We start from the raw sequence: 22,557 nt of genomic DNA, 5'->3' as shown, positions 1-22,557 counted from the left end.
GCGAATCCGCAGCTGATCTGACAGTGTTTTGACGGCGTATGCCACTCTGTTACCAGACGCACCGGCAAAATTGTCGGATTGATGAGGAAGACAATTCCCGCAGATCGACTGTCGGGAACGCGACGAAGGAAGGTTCGGCAGCAAGGTGGCAGCACGGAATAACGGCTCGGGGGGCACCACCACCGGCTCTGCGGAGCCGCGCCGCCTTGTCATCGTCGAGTCCCCGACCAAGGCGAAGAAGATCGCCCCTTACCTGGGCAAGAACTATGTCGTCGAGGCGTCGGTCGGTCACATCAGAGATCTGCCGCGCGGAGCGGCCGACGTGCCGGCCAAGTACAAGGGAGAGCCCTGGGCGCGGCTCGGCGTCGACGTCGACCACGACTTCGAGGCGCTCTACGTCGTCTCTCCGGAGAAGAAGGGGAAGGTCGCCGAGCTCAAGGGCCTGCTCAAGGATGCCGACGAGCTCTTTCTCGCCACCGACCCCGACCGCGAGGGCGAGGCCATCGCGTGGCATCTCCTCGAGACCCTGAACCCCAAGATCCCTGTTCGACGCATGGTCTTCCACGAGATCACCAAGCCGGCGATCCTCGCGGCCGCTGCCGACACGCGTGAGCTCGACCAGGACCTCGTCGACGCACAGGAGACCCGTCGCATCCTCGATCGCCTGTACGGCTACGAGGTCAGCCCGGTGCTGTGGAAGAAGGTCATGCCGAAGCTGTCGGCAGGCCGCGTGCAGTCCGTCGCGACCAGGATCATCGTCCAGCGCGAGCGCGATCGCATGGCGTTCCGCACCGCGGAGTACTGGGACATCTCGGCGACGCTCGACGCCGGTGCCGATCAGTCGCCGCGCAGTTTCGGGGCACGTCTGGTCAACGTCGACGGCGCACGCGTCGCCGCAGGTCGTGATTTCGGTGCCGACGGCAAGCTGAAGTCGGACGCCGTCACCGTGCTCGACGAGTCGCGGGCACGTCGCCTGGCCGAAGCGCTCGAGGGCGTCGATCTGACGGTGGCGTCGGCCGAGGACAAGCCGTACACCCGCAAGCCGTACCCGCCGTTCATGACGTCGACCCTCCAGCAGGAGGCAGGCCGCAAGCTGCGGTTCAGCTCGGAGCGGACCATGCGCGTCGCGCAGCGTCTGTACGAGAACGGCTACATCACCTACATGCGTACCGACTCGACCACGTTGTCCGAGTCGGCCATCTCCGCGGCACGTGCGCAGGCAACCGAGCTGTATGGCGCGGAATACGTCCACCCGTCGCCCAGGCAGTACACGCGCAAGGTCAAGAACGCTCAGGAAGCACACGAGGCGATCAGGCCTGCCGGTGACGTCTTCCAGACTCCCGGCCAGCTGCACTCGGCACTGCAGACCGACGAGTACCGCCTCTACGAGCTCATCTGGCAGCGCACGGTGGCGTCGCAGATGGCCGATGTCCGCGGTACGACGCTGACGCTGCGCATCACCGGCACCGCAGGAACCGGCGAGGAGTGCACCTTCTCCGCGTCGGGCCGCACCATCACGTTCGCCGGCTTCCTCAAGGCGTACGTCGAGAGCGTCGACGACGAGGCCGGTGGCCAGTCCGACGACGCAGAGTCGCGCCTGCCTGCGTTGAAGGCGGGCCACGCCGTCACGGCTACCAAGCTCGACCCCGACGGCCACACGACCAACCCGCCCGCTCGGTACACCGAGGCGTCGCTCATCAAGACGCTCGAAGAGCTGGGCATCGGCCGCCCGTCGACCTATTCGTCGATCATCAAGACCATCCTCGACCGCGGCTACGTCTACAAGCGCGGTAGCGCGCTGGTGCCGTCGTGGGTCGCGTTCTCGGTGATCGGTCTGTTGGAAGCGCACTTCGGCCGGCTCGTGGACTTCGACTTCACGGCAGGCATGGAGGACGATCTCGACGCCATCGCCGGTGGCCGCGAACGTCGCGGTAACTGGTTGACGAGCTTCTATTTCGGTGGCGACACCGGCGCCGAAGGGTCGGTCGCCCGATCCGGTGGTCTGAAGAAGATGGTCGGCACCAACCTCGAAGACATCGACGCGCGTGAGATCAACTCGATCCGGCTGTTCGACGACGCCGAGGGGCGCGAGATCCACGTTCGCGTCGGCCGTTACGGTCCGTACCTCGAGCGGATGATCGAAAACGACGACGATCCCGACGGGGATCCGATCTCGCAGCGCGCCAACCTGCCCGACGACCTTCCGCCGGACGAGCTGACCATCGACGTCGCCGAGAAACTGTTCTCGACGCCGCAGGAGGGCCGTCGTCTCGGTGCCGATCCGTTGACCGGGCACGAAATCGTCGCCAAGGAAGGACGATTCGGCCCGTACGTCACCGAGATCCTTCCCGAGCCGGAGCCGGAACCTGCTGCCCCGGAACCGGACATCGTTCCGATTCCCACAGGTGACGACGGTGGCGGTTCGACGAAGACCGCGGTGAAGAAAGCTGCGGCCAAGAAGGCACCTGCGAAGAAGGCCGCCAAGAAGGTCGCCGGACCGAAGCCTCGTACCGGTTCGCTGTTCAAATCGATGGATCTCGCGACCATCACGCTCGACGACGCACTCAAGTTGCTGTCGTTGCCGCGTGTCGTCGGCGTCGACCCCGAGTCGAAGGAAGAGATCACCGCGCAGAACGGCCGCTACGGTCCGTATCTGAAGAAGGGCACGGACTCTCGTTCGCTGGCCGACGAAGACCAGCTGTTCTCCGTGACCCTCGACGAGGCGCTCAAGATCTACGCCGAGCCGAAGCGTCGCGGCCGTCAGGGTGAGGCCAAGCCGCCGCTGCGTGAGATGGGCGTCGACCCGGTCAGCGAGAAGCCGATGGTCATCAAGGACGGTCGTTTCGGTCCGTACGTCACCGACGGCGAGACCAACGCCAGCCTGCGCAAGGACGACGACGTCGCGTCCATCACCGACGATCGCGCGTCGGAGCTGTTGGCGGACAGGCGTGCTCGTGGCCCGGTGAAGAAGAAGGCCACGAAGAAGGCTGCCACCAAGAAGGCAACCGTGACCAAGACGGCCACGAAGACGGCTGCCAAGAAGACGCCCGCGAAGAAGGCTGCAGCGAAGAAAACGGCGGCCAAGAAAGCGCCTGCGAAGAAGGCACCCGCCAAGAAGGCTGCAGCGAAGAAGGCACCGCCGGCGTCCGAGGAGTAGCGAGCTCCTTCGGTCGCTCGCCGCCATTGGCTATTCGCTTGAATGGTCCATTCATGTTGTCCGTCAACATGAATGGACCATTCAAGCTGTCCAACGGTTGCTGCGGTCCATCGATGCCGAGGTGACTGTGGCACAACATCCGCGCTGCTCCTCGAGGACGTGGAGAAGAGACGTCGGACCCGCCGACTAGGCTGCCTTCCATGGCGGGAGTATTCGATCGATTGATCGGCCAAGAGGACGTCGAAGCCGAATTGACGGGTGCAGCCGTCGGCGCTCGCCTCGGTGACGGCGGGTCGGCGATGACACACGCCTGGCTGTTCACCGGCCCTCCCGGGTCCGGACGCTCGATCGCCGCCCTGTGTTTCGCTGCAGCCCTGCAATGCACCAGCGAGGGGACGCCCGGCTGCGGCGAGTGCCACGCATGTACGACGACGATGGCAGGCACCCACGGCGATGTCCGACGCATCATCCCGCAGGGCTTGAGCATCAGCGTCAAGGAGATGCGCGACATCGTGCAGATCGCCGCGCGTCGTCCGAGCACCGGGCGGTGGCAGATCGTCGTCGTCGAGGATGCCGATCGTCTCAGTGAGGCCGCCGCGAACGCGCTGCTGAAGGTCGTCGAGGAGCCGCCGGAGCGGACGGTCATTCTGCTGTGTGCGCCGTCGACCGATCCGGAGGACATGTCGGTCACCTTGCGGTCCCGGTGCAGGCACGTTCATCTCGTCACGCCGACGTCGTCGGCCATTGCGCAGGTACTGCAGACGCGCGATCAGCTCGACGAGGAGACGGCCCGGTGGGCGGCGTCGATCAGCGGTGGTCACGTCGGACGGGCCCGCAGGCTCGCGAAGGACGAAGACGCACGTGCGCGACGCAAGCGCGCGTTGGGGCTGGCGTCCGCGGCTGCGAGACCCAATCAGGCGTACCTCGCGGCCGAGGAGATGGTGAAAGCCGCCGAACTCGAGGCTGCCGAGATCAGCGACGCGCTCGACGGCGTCGAAATGGAAGAACTGCGGACGGCACTCGGTGCGGGCGGCACCGGCAAGGGCGCGGCGGGAGCGCTACGCGGGTCGGCGGGTGTCATCAAGGAGTTGGAGGCGCGTCAGAAATCGAGGCGCACCCGCAATCTGCGTGACTCCTTCGACCGCGCGCTGATCGACCTCGCCGGCCTGTACCGCGATGCGTTGGCGCGGTCGTACGGGTCGACGGCCACGCTGAATCACCCGGACATGGCCGATCAGATCGAGCGAATGGCCAGGGGAGCGTCGCCCGAGGCTCTCCTGAAGAGCATCGAGGCGATCCTCGACTGCCGCGAAGCGCTGGCACTCAACTCGAAGCCCAAGTTCGCGGTGTACGCGATGGTCGCGCAGTTGGGTGCGGCGCTGCGCTGACGTTCGCCCAGCCCATCAGCATGGATGGCACACGCCAACTGTCTATCGGATGCCACGGTCCATCGATGCGCCACGGAGGCCGCCGAACCCCCGCTGACGTGCCGATTTCATTTTCCGCGGGTTGCTCCGTTAGACTCACGAACGCCGAAAGGCACGCCGCCTTAGCTCAGTCGGTAGAGCATTTCACTCGTAATGAAAAGGTCAAGAGTTCGATTCTCTTAGGCGGCTCCGACAAGAACCCCGACGCGCACCAGCGCGCCGGGGTTCTTGCTTTCTGGTGTGCCCCCGGGCCGAGCTCACTGTTTGTAGTTCGCCAAGAACTTTCCGATTCTCCCGATGATCGCTTCGAGGTCGTCCGCGTGCGGGAGCGTCACGATGCGGAAGTGATCCGGCCGCGGCCAGTTGAATCCCGTTCCTTGCACGATGTGCAGTTTCTCCTGCAGCAACAGATCGAGGACGAACTTCTCGTCGTCGTGGATCTGGTAGTAGTCGAGGTCGATGCGCGGGAACACGTACAGCGCGCCCTTGGGCTTGACGCAGGAGATACCGGGAATGTCGTTGAGCGACTTCCACGCCTGGGTGCTCTGCTCGTAAAGGCGGCCGCCGGGTGCAGTCAACTCGTAGATGCTCTGACGTCCGCCGATGGCGACCGAAATGGCTTGCTGTCCCGGCACATTGGGGCACAGACGTAGGCCGGCCAGCATCGTGAGTCCCTCGATGTAGCTCGACGCGTCGACGGATGCACCGGTGAGCACCATCCATCCGGCCCGCAGACCCGCGCTGCGATACACCTTGGACAGACCCGAGAACGTCACGCACAGAACGTCCGACGCCAATGCTGCAGTGCTGGTGTGGGTGGCGCCGTCGTACAGAATCTTGTCGTAGATCTCGTCGGAGAACACGACGAGCTGATGCCGGCGCGCCAGTTCGAGTATCTGCAGCAAGACCTCGTCGGGGTAGACGGCGCCGGTCGGGTTGTTGGGGTTGATGAGCACGATCGCCCGCGTGCGGTCGGTGATCTTCGACGCGATGTCGTCGACGTCGGGGAACCAGTCGGACGCCTCGTCGCACACGTAGTGCACGGCGCGCCCGCCGTTGAGAGTCGTGGCCGCGGTCCAGAGCGGAAAGTCGGGCGCAGGAATGAGTACCTCGTCGCCCGTTTCGAGCAGCGCCGTCATCGACATCATCACCAGTTCGGAGACGCCGTTGCCGAGGAAGACGTTCTCGACGTCGACGTCCTGGACTCCGCGGGTCTCGTAGTACTGCGCGACGGCGCGGCGCGCGTGCAGCAGCCCCTTGGACGTCGAGTATCCCGACGACGTCGGGAGCATACGCACGATGTCGGACAGAATCTCCTGCGGTGCGTCCAGCCCGAACTCGAGGGGATTGCCCGTGTTCAGCTTCACCACGTGGTGTCCCTCGGCCTCGAGGCGAGCCGCGTGTTCGGCAACGGGTCCGCGAATCTCGTACGAGACACCGGAGAGCTTGCTCGACTGCCTGACCTGCATGAAGGTTCCTTTCCGTGGTGGAGTCACCCAACCTACTTGGTTCGCCCAAGTTTGCGCTTGGATTTTCCAAGTGACCGTCTACGATGGCAAGCATGCCACGTCGGAGCTATCAGCAGTACTGCGCCATAGGCCGAACCCTCGACATCGTCGGTGATCGGTGGAGTTTGCTCGTCGTGCGCGAGCTCTGCGGCGGTCCCCGTCGCTACAGCGACCTGTTCGCCGACCTGCCGGGAATCAGCACGGACGTTCTCGCGGCTCGTCTGCGTGACCTCGAAGCGGACGGCGTCGTCGCGAAGCGTCTGATCGGGCCGCCCACCAATGCCTCGGTGTACGAACTGACCGAGGAAGGGGAGGGCTTACGGCCGGCGCTGAGGGCACTTTCGGAATGGGGTGCGGGCCGTCTGGGCGAGCGCGGCGACAAGGATGCCGTCCGCGCGCATTGGATGGCGTTCCCGATCGGTCGTGCGATCGCGGAACGCGTCGGAAAGGCGGCGGTCAACGTGCGGATCGGAAGCGAGCCGACGTTCCACGTCCTGGTTGCCGACGGTGACATCGAGCATCACGACAACGAAATCGATTCCGCCGACGCGGATATCGTGCTCGACCTCGACGACGCCATCGCGATCGTGCGTGGTGAACGATCGCTGCCTGTCGAGGCGGTCACCTGGCATGGCGACACCCCGCCGCCCGGGAATTCGCGGGCGATCAGTCAGTAGCTCATCGGCAATGTGCAGCGGTGTGCTTGATAGATAAACGGTTGTCCACACCCCTGCCGACGGCTTTACTCACAGGGGTGTAATTCTTGTACACATGCCCTGTGCTGGGGGAATGCCCGACCACCCCGGTTTCATCCCCAGCCCATCCACAGCTTCCGGCCGACGGTCCTCGAGATTTCCACAGATCTATCCACACCCTGTTAGTGCATATGTTCGAATCCGGCGGATGATGTTCGGGACGGCTCGGTCCACTAGCGTTTCCCAGGAGCGAGCAGGAAGGAACGACGAGTGGCCGAGGAGATCGACGGCGTCAGACCCACGATGGCCGACGTCGCACGCATCGCCGGCGTTTCTCCCGCGTTGGTGTCCATCGTCATGCGTGGTGTCCCCGGGGCGAGCGATGAGACTCGGCACCGAGTCAAGGCGATCGCCGACCGAATTGGGTACGTGCCGGACCGTCGGGCACAGAAGCTGCGGCAGACCCAGTCGCGACTCCTCGGGGTGACCTTCGATCTGCAGCAACCGTTCCACGGCGACCTCGTCGAACACGTCTATACGGCCGCGGAACGACATGGTTACGACGTCATGCTCAGTGCGGTGGCCCCGACCCGTGACGAAGAGAGTGCGGTGCAAGCACTCGTGCGCGAACGATGCGACGTGGCGCTTCTGCTCGGATCCGGCTTGGGGACAAGGGAACTCACCGAGATCGACGCGCGTATTCCCGTCGTCGCGCTGCTGCGGTCGAGCGGCGTCGACGCCATCGGATCGGTCCGCGGCGACGACGTGGCCGGCATCGGCACGGCGGTCGACCATCTCGTCCAGTTGGGGCACAGGCGCATCGCGCACATCGACGGAGCTGCAGCGCCGGGAGCCGAGGACAGACGCCAGGGATTTCTCGCGGCCATTCGACGTCACGGCCTCGACGAGCACGCTCGCGTCGTCGCGGGTGGAATGACGGAAACCGAAGGCGCGGAGGGAATGCGGCAGCTGTTGGCGTCGGGTGAGGTACCGACGGCGGTCGTGGCGTTCAACGACAACTCGGCGACCGGAGTTCTCGATCACCTTCTACGACGGGGCATCGACGTGCCGGGCGATATTTCCGTTGTGGGATACGACGATTCGCGTCTGTCGCGAATCGCGCACATTCAATTGACGTCGATCTCGCACGATGTCGCCGCCGTGGCCGACGCGGCCGTCGACAGCGGGCTCGCTCGGTTGGCAGGTGAACAGGCCGAGGATGTCGTGCTGGCGCCCACGTTGGTCCGACGCCGGACGACCGCGGTGCCGCGGGAGCGCTGACGTCCGTTCCGTCCGCGCTCGGCCAGGCACGATTGGGCGATGCCGTCATCGGGCATGCGACGGGGCATGACGAATCTACTTTTTGCAGTCACGTCCGCCGATCAGTGGACTCTGAAGGACGGCACGAAACATCCGACGGGCTTCTGGGCCGAAGAACTCGTCGCATCTCACCGCACATTTGTCGAGGCAGGCTGGAACGTGACGGTCGCGTCGCCGGGTGGAAAGCCGACCGTCGTCGACGAGGGATCTCTCGCTGTCGACGCCAACGGTGGTGACGAAGCCAAGGTCGACGAGCTGAAGAAGTACTTGGAGTCCGTCGATTCGGTGCTGCGCAGCCCTGCGGTGCTCGAAGACCAGAAGGCGGGCGACTACGACGCCATCTTCGTCCCGGGCGGACACGGACCGATGGAGGATCTGGCGGTGTCGCCGCAGGTCGGTGCCATCATCACCGAGCTTCTCGACGCAGGAAAGCTCGTGTCCGCGGTATGTCACGCACCTGCCGCGTTCCTGCCGGCCACGCGCCAGGACGGTACCTGGGTGTTCGACGGCTACGAGCTCACCAGCTTCACCGACGAAGAGGAAACGCAGGCAGGTCTGGCCGACAAGGCTCCCTGGCTGCTGGAAAGCAGACTCCGCGAGTCGGGTGCCCGCTTCTCGTCCGGTGACGCCTGGGAGCCGCACATCGTCGTCGACAGGAATCTCTACACCGGGCAGAACCCTGCGTCGACCAAGCCGCTGGCCGACAGGGTGGTGGAGGCGCTACGCACCCGTGCGTGAACAGTTGGAGCCCAGACCAACCAAGTGCGCACGGGTGCCGCAGGCAACCTAGAACTTCTTGCGAAACCGCATGCCGATAGGGCGGCCGTCGGGGTCGACGAACAACCGGTACGCCACCGACGCGAGACGCTGCTGCCACACGGGCGGCACGTCGATGTCGTGACGCCGCAGCCGCCCGGCAGGACGCGGACCGCCGGACGGGTTCTCGTGCCACGCGTCCAGACGATCCGCGTGCGCCGCGACGGTGTCGAAGCACGACGCGGGGTCGACGAGATCGTCGTCGTCCCCGACGTCGCGGCCCAGATGCTCACGGAGTAGTTCGAGGCGGAAGTCCCGTGCAAACACCCGGGCGCCGTCACCGAGACCGGATGGGTCGGTGGGCTCGCGCGGATCCTTCTCGTCGTCGACGATCGCCGCGGTCAGTTCCGAATCATGGGTCCACGATCGACGATTGAAGTTGTCGGAACCCACCGCAGCCCAGACGTCGTCGACGATGCACACCTTCGAATGCACGTATACCGGTATGCCGCGGTCGTTCTCGAGATCGAGCACGAGAACGCGGTCGGCGCCGGCGTCGCGAATGACGTCGAGTGCGGCCGAATGCCCCAGCAGGGCAGACGGAATGGTGATCGCGCTGTCGTCGTCGAGATGCTTCGGCACGACGATGATCAACCGCAGTTCGGGCGCCCGACGCAACGCGGCCGCGAACACCTCGGCGACGTCGACCGACCACAGATACTGGTCCTCGACGTAGATCAGACGTCGCGCCCGGCGCAGCGCCTTCGCGTAGGCGCGGGCCGTGCTGCGCTCACCCTTCGTCGCGAACGGATACGCCGGGCGTCGACGCGGGTACGTGCGCAACAGCTGGATCGCGCACGAACCCGCCGGATCCGACGCGGGCAGCTGCTCGGGAAGGTCCGACGGCTCACGCGTCGCACCGCGGATGGCGTCGGGAATCGCATGCCAGGGCAGTCGCGACAGCGCGGCCGGGTCTTCCCATCGCTCGCGGAAGACGTCCTCGACGTCGCGTACCGCCGGGCCCTCGATCTGCACCTGGATGTCGTGCCACGCCGGGATCTCCCCGTACTCGGGCGGAAACGGCCGACTGACGGGGTCACCGAAATGATCCGCGTCGTCGCGTCGTGCACGGGCAAGATCGATGCCCCCGACGAACGCGAGGTCGGAGCGGTCGGCGTCCCGATAACGGATCACGACGAACTTCTGGTGATGACTGCCCAACGCCAGCACGCGCTGATCGAGAATCACCTCGCCGCCCGCCTCTTCGAGCTTCAGAGCGAGCTTGCGGTTCTTCGGGCCCGTGAAACCGAGCGTCTCGATGTGCGACCGCCACACCATTCCTTTGACGACGCCACCGCGCCCGGCCACGTCGGCCAACGCGTCCTCCACGGTGACGCCGTCGTCGGTGAGGAATTGCTCGGGGTCGCCGCGCCAATCGGTGAACATCACCAGATCGCCGTCTCCGGCCACGGCCAGCGCGTCGGCGAGGGCAGCGAAATACGGCTTGCCGTGGACGAGCGTCGTGACGCGGTTGCCGACGGTCCATGCCGCGATGCGGGTGTCGGGGTTACCGCGTTCCTCGGCGCCGAGGAACCACGGGTGCGTGTCGCTTCCGAAGTCCTGGACCTGATCGTGCAGCGCGGCGCTGCTGCGGCCCAGCCGTCGCGCGACCGCATCGATGGTCCGGGTCAGCCGCTGCGGTATCACGGAGAGGAATACTGTCAGAGCGCCGACGGAATGGCCCTACGAGGTCGGGGTGAACTCCGGCTGATCGATGATGCGCACCCAGGAGCCGTCTGCCTGACGCTTGACGACCTGCGCTCGGGCGCCCGCCCCGTCCTTCGGGGCTGTCGACGTCAGGGCGATGTCGCCGTGGACGAGCGTCGGGAGGCCTTCCTCGTACTCGAAATGCGGGCCGTGGGCCAACACGGACGCCCACAGGTCGCGGATCGCTGCCCGTCCTACCGTCGTCCGACCAGCGGGGTAGGCCATGACAGCGTTCTTGTCGTAGAGGGCGGCGACGCCGTCCGCATCGCCTGCGTTCGAGCGCTCGACGAACAGTCGCGTGATGTCTTCCGGGGTCATTGCTTTGTCCTGTGTCATGTTCTTCAGCCTGCAAGCGCACCTTTCAGAAGTCCAACGCATTGTTCCGATGTAAACTAGAATCAGAGCTTATGGAACTTCGTCAGCTCGAGTACTTCGTCGCCGTCGCGGAGGAAGCCAACTTCACGCGTGCGGCCGAGCGGGTGAACATCAGCCAGTCGGGCATCAGTGCTCAGATCAAAGCGCTCGAACGCGAGGTCGGCGCCGAGCTGATCGACCGCCGCAGTCGGGTCGCCGCGCTCACCGTCGCAGGAAAGGCGGCAGTGCATCACGCGCGGGCAGCTCTGGCGTCGGCGGAGTCGTTGCAGCGCAGCGTCGACGAGGTGAACCTGTTGGTGCGTGGGCGCATCGATGTCGGCATGGTCACCGCGTGCACCGTGACCCCGCTGTTCGACGCGTTGGCGTCGTTCCATCGAGACCATCCAGGCGTCGAAGTGTCTCTGTCCGAGGACAATTCGGATGTGCTGATCGAGCGTGTGCTCGCCGGTTCACTGGACGTCGCCTTGGTGGGTACCGCCGCCGATCCGCCCGACGAGCTCGAATCGCTCGTCCTGATCCGGGAGGGGCTTGCGGCGTGCGTGCCGCCGGAGCACCCGCTGGCCGGACGATCGGACGTCACGGTTCGGGAGCTCTGCGCATATCCCGTCGTCTGTCTCCCGCCGGGAACGGGAATCCGGTCGGTGTTCGACGAATCCTGTTCGCGCACAGACGCGAAGCCGAACGTCGCGTTCGCCGCCAGCGCCCCGGCGGCGGTGGCGGATCTGGCCGCGCGGGGTATGGGCGTCGCGGTTCTCAGTCGGTCGATGAGCACGGATTTCACGGACCGGCTGGTGTCGGTTCCCATCTCGGACGCGGTCGTGGATGCTGTTCTCGCACTGGTCTGGTCGCCCAATCCGAGTGTCGCGGTCCGGGCGTTCACGCGCCACGTGCACGCGAATGCGTAGTGCTCGTGTCACTCCGCGGGCTCGCGCGCACTGGGGCGGAGGCACCGCGGAGATCGGGGTGATATACCTGGGTGATGAAGGTTACAGGCAAGGTTGCCGTCGTCACGGGTGGAGGCGGTGGAATCGGGGGAGCCCTCGCCGAACGGCTGGCCGCAGAAGGCGCCCGTGTCATCGTGTCCGATATCGATCCGACTGCCGCGTCGAACGTCGTCGCACGCATCGACGAGACGAGCCCCGGCGTCGCGGTCTCCCTGGGTGGCGACGCGTCGAAGACCGAGGACATCACCGCGCTCATCGCGCTGGCCGAGGACACCTACGGGCCTGTCGACCTCTATTTCGCCAACGCCGGAATCAGCGGCGCACCCGGCCTCGACGCGAGCGAAGCCGAGTGGGATCTGTCCTTCGACGTCAACGTGCGCGCTCACATCAGGGCCGCGCAGTTGCTCGTGCCGACATGGTTGGAACGTGGTGAGGGTTACTTCGTCAGCACCGCGTCGGCAGCCGGGCTTCTGACTCAAATCGGTTCTGCCACATACTCGACGACGAAACACGCCGCGGTGGGATTCTCCGAATGGCTGAATGTCACGTACGGCGATCAGGGCATTCGCGTCAGCTGCCTGTGCCCGATGGGCGTCAACACGAAGCTGCTGTACGAGGGCAAGGATTCGGGCGACGCTCTGGGCGTCGCCGCGACCAACGCCGTGTTGTCCGCCGGCGAAGTGCTCGAGCCGTCCGACGTCGCCGAAATCGTGCTCGCTGCGATGGACGCCGAACAGTTCTTGATCCTGCCGCACACCGACGTGCTCGAGATGTACCGCCGCAAGGGAGCCGACTACGACAGGTGGCTGCACGGAATGCGGCGATACCAGAAGACATTGATGGGCCGGACCAACTGAGGGGATCTCACGTGTCGTTCTTCGAAAGAACCGATCGCGCAAAGAAATACGAATCCGATCTGCTCGAGTTCATGGACTCGCACATCTATCCGGCCGAGGCGGTCTACGAGGAACAGATGCGTGAGGCGGGTGACCCGCACGCGCAGCCGCAGATTCTCGAGGATCTGAAGGTCGAAGCGCGACGCCGTGGTCTGTGGAACCTCTTCCACCCACACCCCGAGTGGGGGCCCGGTCTGACCAACCTCGAATACGCGCCGCTCGCCGAGATCATGGGACGCAGTCTGTTGGCGCCCGAAGCGTGCAACTGCAACGCTCCCGACACCGGCAACATGGAAGTCTTCACCTTGTTCGGCAGCGACGAGCACAAGGAGAAGTACCTGAAGCCGTTGCTGGACGGCACCATTCGGTCCGCGTTCGCAATGACGGAACCCGACGTCGCCAGTTCCGACGCCACCAACATCGAGATGAGCATGGTGCTCGACGGTGACGACTACATCCTCAACGGTCGAAAGTGGTTCGCGTCCAACGCGATGCACAAGAACTGTCGCGTCCTCATCGTCATGGGCAAGACCGACCCGGACGCCGCGACGCACCGGCAACAGTCGATGCTCGTGGTTCCCATCGACGCGCCGGGCGTGACCGTCGTCCGCAATCTCCCCGTCTTCGGCTACGTGGACCGCGAGGGTCACGCCGAAATCCTGTTCGAGGACGTGCGGGTGCCGTCGAAAGACGTCTTGAAGGGCCCGGGCGAGGGGTTCGCGATCAGCCAGGCTCGGCTCGGACCAGGCCGCATCCACCACGCGATGCGCACCATCGGTGTCGCCGAGCGTGCGCTGGAGCTGTTGTGCCGAAGGGCGTCGTCGCGCGTCACGTTCGGCAAGCCCGTCGCGGCGCGCGCCAACATTCAGGACTGGATCGCCGAGGCGCGCATCGACATCGAGAAGACGCGGTTGCTGACGCTGAAGGCCGCGCATCTCATGGACACCGTCGGCAACAAGGAAGCGCGCACGGAGATCGCGGCCATCAAGGTCGCAGCGCCGGAAATGGCGCTCACGATCATCGATCGGGCCATCCAGGTGCACGGCGGCGGCGGCGTCTCGAACGATTTCCCGCTGGCCATGATGTACGCCCACGTGCGTACGCTGCGGCTGGCCGACGGGCCCGACGAGGTGCACAAGCGCGCGATCGCGAAGATGGAGCTGAAGAAGTACATGCAAGGCTAGGCTGTGCTAACTTCCTCGGCATGAAACGCATCCTTACGCGGGTCGTGCTTGCCGGAGTGGTCGTCGCGGGCCTGGTGGCCTGCAGTAGCGCGAGTCAGGACGAGGCGTCGACCGACACGAGGACGGTCACCGTCGAGCACGTCGCGGGGGCGACGACCATCGAGGGCACGCCCGAGCGCATCGTGGCGCTCGGGCAGCAGTGGGTCGACGCGTTGGCCGAATTCGACGTCACGCCCGTCGGCTACGTTTCGGCAGGTTCCCAGGGCGACGACCGCAAGCTGTTTCCGTGGCAGACCGGCCTCGCCGAGGATGCGACGATGCTCGACTCGTCGACGGTGGACACGCTCGACGCCACCCCACCGACCGAGGAGATCGCCGCACTGGCACCGGACCTGATTCTGGTGTCCGGCATCGCGTCCCCGGATCCGTTCGAGGGTTTGAACCAGCTCGCGCCGACGGTATTCCCCGAGGCTGCAACGGTCGACAGCTGGCAGTGGCAGATCGAAACCCTGGGCAGGATTCTCGATCGTGAGGACGACGCGGCGGCGATCGTCGCCGAGGGACAGGACTTCACGAACGGCATCGCCGAGCAGTACCCGGGGCTCGACGGCAAGACCGCCGTCCTGGCTCAGTACATCGTCGCCACGCAGCAGGCCGTCGCGGTCGTGAACCCCGACGACGGTGCTGCGAAGGTCTTCTCCAGCATCGGGATGAGCGTTCCGGCCGATCTGGCTGCATCGCCCGATGTCACGGGTGGTCGCATCGTCTTCAGTCCCGAACGGATCAACGAGCTGAGCGCCGACCTCGTCGTCATGCTGCCCAACGGCGGCACCGCGGCGGATCTCGAAGCGCTCCCCGGGTTCGACACTCTGCCTGCGGTGGCCGGCGGCGGTCTCGCGGTGCAGGACTACGCGACGGTCGTCGGATTCAATCTGCCGTCCAAGGCGTCGATCGAGTACTCGCTCGACAGGATTCGTCCGCAGTTGGAGGCGGTAGGTGGATGACGCCGCACGTGCGCGCGAATGTATAGCCCTCTACGCCACATTCGCGCGCACGTGCGGCGAAGCCGCATTATGGTTTTCTCATGCGCACATGGCGACAGCGTCACCGCACGTCAGCACCGCTTCCGGCCTCGCCGGCGAAGATCGTCGTGGTGGGAGGCGGGTTCGGAGGCTTCTATGCTCTCCGAACTCTGCAGAAACTCCTCGAACCCGAGCGGGCGACGCTCACACTCGTCGCGCCGAACGACTATTTGCTCTACAGCCCACTCCTGCCCGAGGTGGCGACGGGTGTGCTCGACCCCCGCGACATCGCCGTCTCCCTGAGACAGACGCTTCGCCGCACGAAAACAGTGCTGGGGCACGTCGGTTCCGTGGACTTCGACGGCCGACGGCTCAGCGTGAAGGGCCGCGAGTCCGAGACTGCATTGGAGTGGGACAAGCTGATTCTCGCGCCCGGATCGGTGACGCGGCAGTTCGACATCCCCGGCGTCGCCGAGAACGCGCACGGGCTCAAGACTCTCAGTGAAGCCACGTTCATCCGCAACCACGTTCTGGCGCAGCTCGACGCGGCCGACACACTCCCGGACACGCCCGCCGGTCGCGCCGAGCGCGTGGAACGACTCACCGTCGTCGCCGTCGGAGCCGGCTACACCGGCACGGAATTCGTTGCGCAGATGCAGAATTGGATCAAAGGCATCGCAACACGGTGGGCGAGTATCGATCCCGACGACGTGCGCTGGCTGCTCGTCGACGTCGCGCCCGCCGTTCTTCCCGAACTGGGCGAGCAACTCGGCAAGGAGGCGATGGACGTACTGGCCGAGCGCGGCGTCGAGGTCCGGTTGGAAGTCTCCGTCGAGTCGGCGACGGAGACCACTGTGACGCTCACCGACGGGACCGTCGTTCCGTCGCGCACGCTCGTATGGGGTGCCGGTGTCGCGCCGAGTCCGCTGATCGCGAAGCTCGGGTTGCCGACCGAGAAGGGTCGCCTCGTCGTCGAACCCGACCTGTCCGTGCCCGGCCACCCGGGTGTCTGGGCGCTGGGGGACGCGGCCGCGGTGCCCAACCTGGCCGCCGACCCGTCGGCACCCACGCCGCCGACGGCCCAGCATGCGCAACGCCAAGGCGTCAGAGCGGCGCGCAATGTCGCGGCGAGCCTCGGCGTCGGAAAGGCGAAGCCGTACATCCACAAGGATCTCGGACTCGTCGCCGATCTCGGTGGTTTCGACGGTGTCGCAAAGCCTTTGGGGGTGCAGCTGAAGGGGCCGGTCGCGAAGTTCGTGGCGCGTGGCTATCACCTCTACGCCTTGCCGACGGCGGCTGCGCGCGTGCGGGTTGCGACGGATTGGCTGTATGCGTCGATCCTGCCGACGCGTGTCGTCAATCTGGACCAGGTGCGGTCGGAGGATGCGTTGATCGCGAAAGCACAAGGGTCGTGAGTGGGAATGCGTAGCCCGCTGCGCATTCCCACTCACGAGCGGCGAAGCCGCCTACCGAAGGTGATGCACTTCCTGCAGCCCGTAGACCGGGGTGTCGATGCCCTCGTACCGCGCCTTGATCTGCAACGCCAGGTACAGCGAGTAGTGCCGCGACTGGTGCAGATTGCCGCCGTGGAACCATAGGTTTTCCTGCTGCGTCGGCTTCCACATGTTGCGCTGCTCGCCCTCCCACGGACCCGGGTCCTTGGTGGTGTCGGAGCCGAGGCCCCAGCACTTGCCGACCTTGTCCGCGGTCTCCTGGTCGATCAGATCTGCGACCCATCCGTTCATCGAGCCGTAGCCGGTCGCGTAGACGACGACGTCCGCCTCGAGCTCGGTGCCGTCGGAGAGAACGACCGCGTTCTTCGTGAGGTGATCGACCTGTCCGGCAACCAGTTTGATCTTCCCGTCCGCGACGAGTTCCGATGCGCCGACGTCGATGTAGTAGCCCGATCCGCGACGCAGATACTTCATGAACAGTCCGGATCCGTCGTCGCCGAAGTCGTGTTGGAAACCGGCCTTCTCGAGCCGATCGTAGAAGTCCTTGTCCTGCTCGGCGATCTTCTGGTACACGGGGATCTGGAATTCGTGCATGATCCGATACGGCAGCGACGCGAACGTCAGATCCGCTTTGCCGGTCGTCATTCCGGATTCGACGGCGCGCTCGGAATACAGGTCGCCCAGGGCAATTTCGCACAGCGAATCGGACTTGACGATGTGCGTCGACGACCGCTGCAGCATCGTCACGTCGACGCCCGTTTCGTACAGGGCTTTGCAGATGTCGTGCGCGGAATTGTTCGAGCCGACCACGACGACCTTCTTGCCGACGTACGCGTCGGGACCCGGGTGTTCGCTCGAATGGTGTTGTTCCCCTTCGAAGATGTCCATGCCCGGGAAGTTCGGGACGTTCTTCTTGCCGGACATTCCCGTCGCCATCACGAGCTGCTTCGGCTTCAGGACGACTTCCTCGCCGTCACGATCGACGACGACCGTCCACTCCTTCGCCTTCTCGTCGTACGTCGCGGACTTGGCCGTGGTTCGGCTCCAGTACGGAACCTCCATGACCTTCGTGTACATCTCGAGCCAGTCGCCGATCTTGTCCTTCGGCGCGAACACCGGCCAGTTCGACGGGAACGGCAGGTAGGGCAGGTGGTCGTACCACACCGGATCGTGCAGGCAGAGCGACTTGTAGCGTCCGCGCCACTGATCTCCCGGCCGGTTGCCGCGGTCGACGACGATGGCGGGCACCCCGAGTTGACGGAACCTCGCACCGAGAGCGATACCGCCCTGACCGCCGCCGACGATCAGCGCGTACGGCTGGACGGTGTAGCCCAGTTCCTTCTCCTCGATCTCCTTCTTCTCCGCCCAATTCTGGGTATCGGCGTTCGATCCGTGCACCGCGCCCTTGATGCGCGTCCTGCCCTGACGCTCCTCGTGGCCTTTCAACTCCTGCATGGTCGTCAGGAGCGTCCAGCCTTCGTCGCCCTTCAGACGCAGGTGGCCCTTTCCGCGGCTCGTGGCGGTCTCGAACTCGATCCACGCCGACGTGACGCCGTCGGCCTCCTCCGGGGTTTCCGTCGTCCGGAAGCCGGTGGGGTCCGTGTCGTGCAGACGCTCGCCGAGCATGTCGGCGATTCCGTCTCGGCCCTCGACCGTCTTGATGTTCCAGGTGAACGTGACCAGATCACGCCAGAAGCTGTCGACAGCGAACTTGCCGGCCGCCCGCTCGATGTCGCGGGCAGCCAGCGCAGCTTCGAAATCCGCCAACCAGGCGTCGACGCGTTCCTGTGGGGTCAAGGCGAGAACCGGCGGTTCGATGGTCTGGGTCATGGAAGACTCCCTCGTTCGTGTCCGTGTGCTGTGATCCAGCACACTCCATGCGGGCACGAACCGTCGAGAGTTGCAGTGGGTTGCACGTGACGCGCATCACTCGACGTGGAGGGTCGATCACCGCGACCGGTGCGGCCGGTCCTCGCGCGAACCGCTAGTCCGGAGCGCCGAGGTTCAACTCGTCGGGATGCGCGCCGACGCGTACGCCGTCGTCGAGCGTTGCGATCTCGCTCAGATCCTCGTCGGTCAGTTCGAAGTCGAAGACGTCGATGTTCTGCGAAATACGTTCGTCGTGAACGGATTTCGGGATCACGATCAAGCCGTTCTGCAGGTGCCAGCGAATCAACACCTGCGCGGCCGACTTTCCGTGTCGCTCACCGATGCGCGTGATCACGTCGTCGGTCAGAAGCGTGTTGGGCTTCGACGCGTTACCCCACCCCGAGTTGCTGGTGCCGCCGAGCGGACTCCACGATTCGACGGCGATGTCGTGCTGCCCTGCCAGGTCGCGAATGGCCTGCTGGGTGAGATGCGGATGCAATTCGACCTGGTCGACGGCCGGAAGCCGTCCGCCGCGATCGATGAGCATCTGCAGATGGCGTGGCTCGAAGTTGCACACGCCGATGGCCTTCGCTCGACCGGAGTCGGCGATCTTCTCCAGCGCATCCCACGTGCGAAGAAGTCGGTCGTCGTTCTGCAGGGGCCAGTGGATGAGATACAGGTCGACGTAGTCGAGGCCCAACTTTCCGAGGCTGACGTCGAACGCCGCCAAGGCAGGCTCGTATCCCTGGTCCGCATTCCACAGTTTGGTGGTGACGAAGATGTCCTCGCGCGGCACGGACGAGGTGCTGATTCCGCGGCCGACCGCTTCCTCGTTGCCGTATGCGGCCGCGGTGTCGATGTGGCGATACCCGGCTTCGTCCAGCGCGTACCGAACGGCATGTTCGGTTTCGGCGTCGGCGGCCTGCCACACGCCGAGGCCGAGCTGCGGGATCGTGGTTCCGGAGTTCAATGTCAGATTCGGAGTGCTCACCTCGTCCAGGCTAGAGCGTCTTTGGCATCATCGTCGGTGTGACTGTGCAACTCGTGGCCACCGATCTCGACGGCACACTTCTCACCTCCGAACGGACGGTGTCGACGCGTACCGCCGATGCGATGGCCGCGGCCAGGGCGTCGGGAATCGAGATCGTGTGGGCGACGGCACGCGCGAGGCACTCCATTCACGAACTCGCCGGGTCCTGCGGCTTCACCGGGAAAGCGATCGGCGCCAACGGTGCGGTCGTTCTCGATCTGTCCGACGGCACCCCGGTCATATCCGGTACGACGGCCATCGACGCCTCGGCCGTCGAAGCCGCGATGACCCGAGTTCGCGAGCTCGTGCCCGGCGTCGTGTTCGCGACGGTCGGGCCGACGGCGTTCGTGGCCGAACACGGGTACGCAGCATTGTGCGTGTTCGCCGACCACCATCGGCACCCGCACGAAATGGTCGTCTCCACAACGGTTCTGGAGGAGGAACCGACGGTCAAGATCGTCGCGCGTCACCCCGAACTGTCGAGCGTCGATCTGTATCGCACGGTCCTGAGTGCCGAGGTAGGTGGCGTCGAGCTGACTCATTCGGGCGCGCCGTACATCGAGATGTCGGCGGCGGGTGTGTCCAAGGCGAGTGCACTGTCGCGACTGTGCACCGAACTGGGTATCGACCGTGAGTCCGTCGCCGCCGTCGGCGACGCCTTCAACGACCTCCCGATGCTCGAATGGGCAGGAACTCCACTCACGACGGCCAATGCCATGCCCGAGATCAAGAACGTGGCGCATCGTGTGCTGGAATCGAACGACGACGACGGCGTCGCACTCTATCTCGAGGAACTCGTGCGTTTGCGCGCGTGAAACCCTGTGTTGCAACCAAATTCGTGGAACGACGAGGAGACCACCGCATGACCGAGGTAGACGGCAACGGATCCGGCGGCATGACCGCCGCGCAATATCTGTCGGTGAACGGGATCGCCGTTACTCCGTCGGACAGTGTGCTCGCGGCGACGCTGGGAATCGCCGCGTCGGCGCCGGCGGGGTGGCAGGCAGCACCGGTGGGCCAGTTCCCGGGAGCGACCGAGGTGCTCGTCGAACCAGGCTTGGTCGAGAACGGTTTCGCGCCGAATGCCGTCCTCCTCGTCGGCAAGCTCTCCGAACCGGTCGATGCTCAGGCGCTGTTGGACTGCAGTTTCACCGACGCTCGCGTGATGCCGGGGTGGGTCGAGTTGGAGGCGCAGGCCGAAAACCTCGGACCGTGGCCTGCACGCTTCATCCGCGGGTCGTTCGCTGCCGAGCAACTGGACCTGGCCGTGACGACGAGATACGCCGTCGTCGGCGTCGACGATCAGTTTCTCGTGCAGTTGACGGTGACGGTTCTGGCCGACCAGATCGACAAGCTGGCGTTCGACATCGACGCGATCAACAGCGGGCTCTTCACCGACATCTCGTGACGCCGTGGCTTGTCGCCCGACGCCGCTAGTGTCGGGTGCATGCCGAATCGCAGCGGACGAGCGCGGCACCTGTGGGTGGTGCCGGACCTTCCCGACGACTCATCGAGTCGTTCGACGGTGGCCGAGTTGGCAGGCCCCGCTGCCAGAACCGGCCGGCCGCTGCGGGACGCGCAGTTCGTCCTGCGGGTGACTTTGCGCGACGGCGAGCCTGCCGTGTGGCGCCGGATTCGCGTGCGGTCGGACCTGCTGCTTCCGGAACTGCACACGGTTCTGCAGACGGCGATGGGGTGGTCCGGCCGTTGTACACACTGCTTCTCCGGACACCCCATGGTCGACGACGACGCAGCTCACGGGCACCTGCGTATCGACGCGCTGCTGGCTGAGGTCGGGGCGTCGCTCGACTACACCTACGACGCCCATGGCGGGCAGGTCCACACCGTCGAACTCGAGGACATCGTCTTTCACGTCGACGACCCTCGATCCCGTTGTCTCGACGGTCGAAACGTGTGCCTGCCCGAGGATCGCGACGACAGCGTCGATGTCGCTGCCTTCGACCGCGGTGCCGTCGACCTCCGCATGCGCGCGCTCAGCATGTCGCGGTCCGTCGACACGGAGAGCGCGGCCGAGTCGCCCCTGGTTGCGAGACTGCTGCGCAGGTTGCGAGCGACCGACGTTCCGCAGCTGACCGCGTTGCTGCCTCGCTGTGAGTTGACCATCGAGAGTTCCGTCGACATCCCACTCGCGGAGATCGCGATGTCGAAACTCGCCTGGTTCCTCCACCGCGTCGGCGAGCGAGGCGTCGAACTAACCGGGGCAGGCTATCTACCTCCGTCGCTGGTCGAGGCCATTCGCGACGAGCTGGACTGGGGAATCGGCTGGCATGGAACGAGCTTGCGAGAGGTCGATCATCACCAGGTGACGGACCTCCGCGACGCAGCGAGGAGTCTGGGGCTGGTACGCGTGCTGAAAGGCACGTTGGTGAGAACGAAAGCCGGCACCCACCTGGCCGACGACCATGTCGGGCTCTGGCAGCACTGCGTCGCTCGGTTGCCGATCGGCAGGGAGGCGCAGGAGAAGGACGCAGGCACGCTGTTCCTGATAGCCCTCGCGTCGTCTGCGTCGGCTCGGCATCGGGACGAGCTGGCCACCCATGCGATGGCGGCGCTGGGATGGGCGATGGACGCACGTATCGCCGGACAGAGGACGGTCGCGTTCCTCGACCTGATCGGCGCGCACGGGCCGATGTACTACTTGGGGCGAACGGACGTGGACGCGCCGCAGTGGGCTCGTAGGTTCGCGCGCGACGCGCTCAGGTCGTCGACGCGGTAGGGCGGGGTCGGTAGTTTCGGGGCGTCTCGACCGTGCCCGACGGCTTCTCCTCGCGACCTACCGCCTCTGACCAGGCGATTTGGAGTTCTGCGACTCGTCGCGTAACTTTTGTCGAGTCAGAGCGACACGGACACCGACTCCGAGCCGAGAGGCCGGAGACAACGAGGTTGTACGGAGTGCCTGACATAGTGTGTCCCCCAAGAGTCGGAAGTTTGCTTCCGAGACCAAGCTGGGATAGGCTGGAACAGTTGCCCTTGATGCTGGCAGGCGTGAGTCTGCGGGTGGATGGTGTGCGCGTGTTCTTTGAGAACTCAACAGTGTGTCGATGAATGTCAGTGCCGAATGTTTTTGGCGCTCATGCCTTTCGGGGTGTGGGTGTGACGTCTTCTTGCTTCATTCTTCCCGTCTGGGGTGAG

The 22,557-nt window shown here is 65.3% G+C and carries 18 protein-coding genes and 1 tRNA gene; 14 read left to right on the top strand and 5 right to left on the bottom strand.

What is annotated here, in order from left to right; translation table 11 throughout:
• Nucleotides 1-145: 145 nt before the first annotated feature.
• The 3 genes from topA (at nt 146) to HQ354_RS05850 (ending at nt 4,773) form a co-directional block, all read left to right on the top strand.
• On the top strand, nt 146-3,157 hold the full coding sequence (gene topA, locus HQ354_RS05860; RefSeq protein ID WP_222634420.1) for a type I DNA topoisomerase: 3,012 nt from the start codon (nt 146-148) through the stop codon (nt 3,155-3,157).
• A 200-nt stretch (nt 3,158-3,357) separates the two neighbouring features.
• The gene (locus tag HQ354_RS05855; protein WP_068426548.1) at nt 3,358-4,545 is read left to right on the top strand and encodes a DNA polymerase III subunit delta'; all 1,188 of its coding nucleotides are present in this window, start codon (nt 3,358-3,360) and stop codon (nt 4,543-4,545) included.
• Between the two features lie 155 nt (nt 4,546-4,700).
• Nucleotides 4,701-4,773: transfer RNA gene (locus HQ354_RS05850), tRNA-Thr, on the top strand.
• A 68-nt stretch (nt 4,774-4,841) separates the two neighbouring features.
• On the opposite strand, the gene HQ354_RS05845 is transcribed toward HQ354_RS05850, so the two are convergent.
• Nucleotides 4,842-6,053, bottom strand: a complete 1,212-nt coding sequence (locus HQ354_RS05845) for a pyridoxal phosphate-dependent aminotransferase (RefSeq protein WP_068426546.1) — start codon at nt 6,051-6,053, stop codon at nt 4,842-4,844.
• 92 nt (nt 6,054-6,145) lie between these two features.
• On the opposite strand from HQ354_RS05845, the gene HQ354_RS05840 reads away from it, so the two are divergent.
• From HQ354_RS05840 to HQ354_RS05830, 3 genes are all read left to right on the top strand, one after another.
• Nucleotides 6,146-6,769 (top strand): helix-turn-helix domain-containing protein, encoded by a 624-nt coding sequence (locus tag HQ354_RS05840; RefSeq protein ID WP_068426544.1) that lies wholly within the window; start codon nt 6,146-6,148, stop codon nt 6,767-6,769.
• A gap of 321 nt (nt 6,770-7,090) precedes the next feature.
• On the top strand, nt 7,091-8,068 hold the full coding sequence (locus tag HQ354_RS05835; protein ID WP_068426687.1) for a LacI family DNA-binding transcriptional regulator: 978 nt from the start codon (nt 7,091-7,093) through the stop codon (nt 8,066-8,068).
• Nucleotides 8,069-8,134: 66 nt separating this feature from the next.
• Nucleotides 8,135-8,845, top strand: coding sequence for a type 1 glutamine amidotransferase domain-containing protein (locus tag HQ354_RS05830; protein WP_167675667.1), 711 nt, complete (start codon nt 8,135-8,137; stop codon nt 8,843-8,845).
• A 48-nt stretch (nt 8,846-8,893) separates the two neighbouring features.
• Here the strand turns inward: HQ354_RS05830 and HQ354_RS05825 are convergent, their stop codons facing one another.
• The gene (locus HQ354_RS05825) at nt 8,894-10,570 is read right to left on the bottom strand and encodes a phospholipase D-like domain-containing protein (RefSeq protein ID WP_222634421.1); all 1,677 of its coding nucleotides are present in this window, start codon (nt 10,568-10,570) and stop codon (nt 8,894-8,896) included.
• A 36-nt stretch (nt 10,571-10,606) separates the two neighbouring features.
• A complete protein-coding gene (locus HQ354_RS05820) occupies nt 10,607-10,966 on the bottom strand; it encodes a nuclear transport factor 2 family protein (protein WP_222634422.1) in 360 nt (119 codons plus the stop codon).
• Nucleotides 10,967-11,037: 71 nt separating this feature from the next.
• On the opposite strand from HQ354_RS05820, the gene HQ354_RS05815 reads away from it, so the two are divergent.
• The 5 genes from HQ354_RS05815 to HQ354_RS05795 all read left to right on the top strand — a co-directional run bounded on the left by HQ354_RS05815 (nt 11,038) and on the right by HQ354_RS05795 (nt 16,466).
• Nucleotides 11,038-11,910: a LysR family transcriptional regulator gene (locus HQ354_RS05815; RefSeq protein WP_222634423.1), complete on the top strand. Its 873-nt coding sequence runs from the start codon at nt 11,038-11,040 to the stop codon at nt 11,908-11,910.
• Between the two features lie 74 nt (nt 11,911-11,984).
• Complete coding sequence (locus tag HQ354_RS05810; RefSeq protein ID WP_068426531.1) at nt 11,985-12,806, top strand: SDR family oxidoreductase; 822 nt, start codon at nt 11,985-11,987, stop codon at nt 12,804-12,806.
• A 71-nt stretch (nt 12,807-12,877) separates the two neighbouring features.
• Entirely contained in the window at nt 12,878-14,029 is a 1,152-nt protein-coding gene (locus tag HQ354_RS05805; protein WP_374107305.1) for an acyl-CoA dehydrogenase family protein, read from the top strand.
• Nucleotides 14,030-14,049: 20 nt separating this feature from the next.
• A complete protein-coding gene (locus tag HQ354_RS05800) occupies nt 14,050-15,033 on the top strand; it encodes an ABC transporter substrate-binding protein (RefSeq protein WP_222634425.1) in 984 nt (327 codons plus the stop codon).
• 80 nt (nt 15,034-15,113) lie between these two features.
• Nucleotides 15,114-16,466 carry an NAD(P)/FAD-dependent oxidoreductase gene (locus HQ354_RS05795; protein WP_167675665.1) on the top strand — a complete coding sequence of 451 codons (1,353 nt, stop codon included), beginning with the start codon at nt 15,114-15,116 and terminating at the stop codon, nt 16,464-16,466.
• Nucleotides 16,467-16,517: 51 nt separating this feature from the next.
• Here the strand turns inward: HQ354_RS05795 and HQ354_RS05790 are convergent, their stop codons facing one another.
• Both HQ354_RS05790 and HQ354_RS05785 read right to left on the bottom strand, forming a co-directional pair.
• Nucleotides 16,518-18,335: an NAD(P)-binding domain-containing protein gene (locus HQ354_RS05790; RefSeq protein WP_068426522.1), complete on the bottom strand. Its 1,818-nt coding sequence runs from the start codon at nt 18,333-18,335 to the stop codon at nt 16,518-16,520.
• 154 nt (nt 18,336-18,489) lie between these two features.
• Nucleotides 18,490-19,365 (bottom strand): aldo/keto reductase, encoded by an 876-nt coding sequence (locus HQ354_RS05785; RefSeq protein ID WP_068426516.1) that lies wholly within the window; start codon nt 19,363-19,365, stop codon nt 18,490-18,492.
• Between the two features lie 38 nt (nt 19,366-19,403).
• Between HQ354_RS05785 and HQ354_RS05780 the strand changes: the two genes are divergently transcribed.
• Genes HQ354_RS05780 through HQ354_RS05770 form a run of 3 tightly spaced genes read left to right on the top strand, consistent with a single transcriptional unit; the run spans nt 19,404 to nt 22,141 of the window.
• Entirely contained in the window at nt 19,404-20,219 is an 816-nt protein-coding gene (locus tag HQ354_RS05780; RefSeq protein WP_068426513.1) for a Cof-type HAD-IIB family hydrolase, read from the top strand.
• 47 nt (nt 20,220-20,266) lie between these two features.
• Nucleotides 20,267-20,812, top strand: coding sequence for an LpqN/LpqT family lipoprotein (locus HQ354_RS05775; protein ID WP_222634426.1), 546 nt, complete (start codon nt 20,267-20,269; stop codon nt 20,810-20,812).
• Between the two features lie 39 nt (nt 20,813-20,851).
• Nucleotides 20,852-22,141, top strand: a complete 1,290-nt coding sequence (locus HQ354_RS05770) for a plasmid pRiA4b ORF-3 family protein (protein ID WP_222634427.1) — start codon at nt 20,852-20,854, stop codon at nt 22,139-22,141.
• Nucleotides 22,142-22,557 lie beyond the last annotated feature (416 nt).

Origin of the sequence: Rhodococcus sp. BP-261 (assembly GCF_019835205.1) — a bacterium.
Classification (GTDB): Bacteria; Actinomycetota; Actinomycetes; order Mycobacteriales; family Mycobacteriaceae; genus Rhodococcoides; species Rhodococcoides kyotonensis_B.
This window is presented reverse-complemented; position numbering and strand designations above follow the sequence as displayed.